Below are 2,252 nucleotides of genomic sequence, written 5' to 3' on the forward strand. Positions count from 1 at the left end.
CATATTGTAATCGGGTTTTGTGCATAAACAAGTTAAGAAAATGTAAAGAATTGCAACAATGCGTTCCTTTCTTCGCTTTATGCCTGCGCGGCCCGGAAACTATGGTTTCTGGGTGTTTGCTGCAGGGTTCAAGGGAGCTTTTTAAAATACGACATCCACTGGTCGAAATCGGTCACGTAGTTAAATCCACATACGGTACGCACTGTTCGCCGTCTGAGCAGGTGCCTTAAACGTTGAGCGGCTAGGCGGATTTTTTCTCTGTTTCCGAAGGGGTTAAAGCGCATATCCTCTGCACTTCCAACGACCAGATCACACACAAACAGAACATCCTGATAGATGTAAGCCGTAAACCCCGGAGTATGCCCACCCAGAACAAAGGCGTTGATCCCATGATATTCAAAGTCATTTGAAAATGGCTGGGTCACCTGATGATGGCATGCCAATGGGTGTTGGTGCTCAGCCTCATGCAGATAGACTTCACTGCCCCAGTGCTGATGGTAGCGATCACTGGCACCCATAAAATCCCGATGGGTAAACAGGATTGCATCAATCGCGGGGATATCCGGGTTGAAGGTCGGCAGACAGTCAATCAGCACTGATCTGTGTGGTGTTTCAATGCGATAAACAGATACGCCGAGTGCCTCTGCTTTCAGTCGGGTCACTCGGTGGTCTACACGCGTTTCTTTCAGGGTGCAGCGTTCGTTGACGTACGCTTCGCTAACAAATCGCTCTTTGGGCGTGCCGCATAGCAAGCAGTGTGCGGGTATCTGTTGTGGCGGATTAAAACCGCAGCCACCGCATACAAGTGATGTCATAAATCAACCTCTCTTCATTGAGGTTGCGCATCGTACAACTTCAAGTTAACTTTAAGTCAAGCGATTGTCTTAAGATTAATGTGTGGTTAGAGAAAGAGGTTAAATATGGCCAGGGCTGTGCGGTATATGACGATTGGTGAGGCGGCTGAGCGTTGTGATATTGCAACCTCGGCACTGCGTTTCTATGAGTCTCGTGGATTGGTACATTCCGTGCGCACTGAAGGCAATCAGCGGCGTTACCATCCCGCGATGTTGCGTCGGATTTCGGTCATTAAAGCGGCCCAAAACCTAGGCTTAACCCTGGAAGAGATTGCAGAGGCCTTAGCGCGTCTGCCGGACAATCGCACACCGACGAAAAGGGATTGGGAGCGCTTATCGACGAACTGGGGGCGTTTGCTCGATGAGCGTATTTTGCGGATGCAAAAGCTACGTGAGAGCCTGTCGACCTGTATCGGTTGTGGTTGTCTGTCGATGCGCAGTTGTGGGCTGTTTAACGCGGACGACTTTGTCGCGAAACGTGGCAATGGACCACGCTATTTGATTGAAGATATGCCGGAGGAGGGCTGGCCAGAGGAATGAAGGGTGAGATCTTAGGTAGAGGCTATCAACCGGACACGTTGACTGCGCCCGGTTGATAGAGATCGTCAATAGTGAGTGTTAGCGACGCAGTGCGTTGTAACACATATAAAGGCTTGTCAGAATCGCTACCACGCTCAGCGCAATTAAGCCCTCTGCCATCGTGATGCCAAACAACAGTTCGGGGGTATAACCACAGGGTTCCCACGGTTCGAATACGGTCGGGAACCATTTATCCAGCGCAAACCAGTTGGGCAGGCCGCTGTCCATATCGCATGCGCCTTCGATAAAACCACGTTCAACACCCAATGTTTTCCAAGAGCGTTCGGCGAGGCCAATTGCCAGACCCAGCCCCGTCACGCTGGTTAGAATATTCATCAATCGGCTATGACGGCTGAGTAGCGCTATCAGGGCGACTAGCATAAAGGCCATCACATAAATACGGACGTGGATGCACAATACACAAGGTCCGTAACCCAATCCGTATTGGAAATAGAGTGCGATACCTTCCATCGCCATTCCAAAAATCAGAACCAGCAGCCAGTAGACTGCGGTTATCCCCTTGCCGGATGGTGCGTGCATCATGCGTGTTCTCCTGATTGTACGGTTGTGCGCTAGACACTATCAGTCGCGCACTGTATCCGAACATTAAATGCTTGGCGAGTTCCCTCTGCATTGCGCTAAAGCATAAAACGCTGATCTGTATTCCTGTAGGTATAGATGAGGGAGAAAATAGAATGTCATGAAAAGGTGAAAAAAACTAACCAATAAGCTGAGAAAGAGTCGTTTTACGCTAGACGAAAGTGTTACTAATATACACACCATCAAGTCGCGGCAAGTAACGGGCTCTGTAAATGCAGG

Annotated in this window: 3 protein-coding genes; 1 reads left to right on the forward strand and 2 read right to left on the reverse strand. The window is 49.6% G+C overall.

Going from position 1 to position 2,252, the window contains the following annotated elements; genetic code table 11:
* Positions 1–128: 128 nt before the first annotated feature.
* Positions 129–815: a hypothetical protein gene (locus ABYW01_RS19855; RefSeq protein ID WP_372836140.1), complete on the reverse strand. Its 687-nt coding sequence runs from the start codon at positions 813–815 to the stop codon at positions 129–131.
* Positions 816–920: 105 nt separating this feature from the next.
* On the opposite strand from ABYW01_RS19855, the gene soxR reads away from it, so the two are divergent.
* Positions 921–1,394 carry a redox-sensitive transcriptional activator SoxR gene (gene soxR, locus ABYW01_RS19860; RefSeq protein WP_193955307.1) on the forward strand — a complete coding sequence of 158 codons (474 nt, stop codon included), beginning with the start codon at positions 921–923 and terminating at the stop codon, positions 1,392–1,394.
* A gap of 78 nt (positions 1,395–1,472) precedes the next feature.
* Here the strand turns inward: soxR and ABYW01_RS19865 are convergent, their stop codons facing one another.
* Positions 1,473–1,976 carry a disulfide bond formation protein B gene (locus tag ABYW01_RS19865; RefSeq protein WP_372836142.1) on the reverse strand — a complete coding sequence of 168 codons (504 nt, stop codon included), beginning with the start codon at positions 1,974–1,976 and terminating at the stop codon, positions 1,473–1,475.
* Between the last annotated feature and the right edge of the window lie 276 nt (positions 1,977–2,252).

This window comes from Pontibacterium sp. (genome assembly GCF_041587635.1).
Taxonomy (GTDB): domain Bacteria; phylum Pseudomonadota; class Gammaproteobacteria; order Pseudomonadales; family Balneatricaceae; genus Pontibacterium.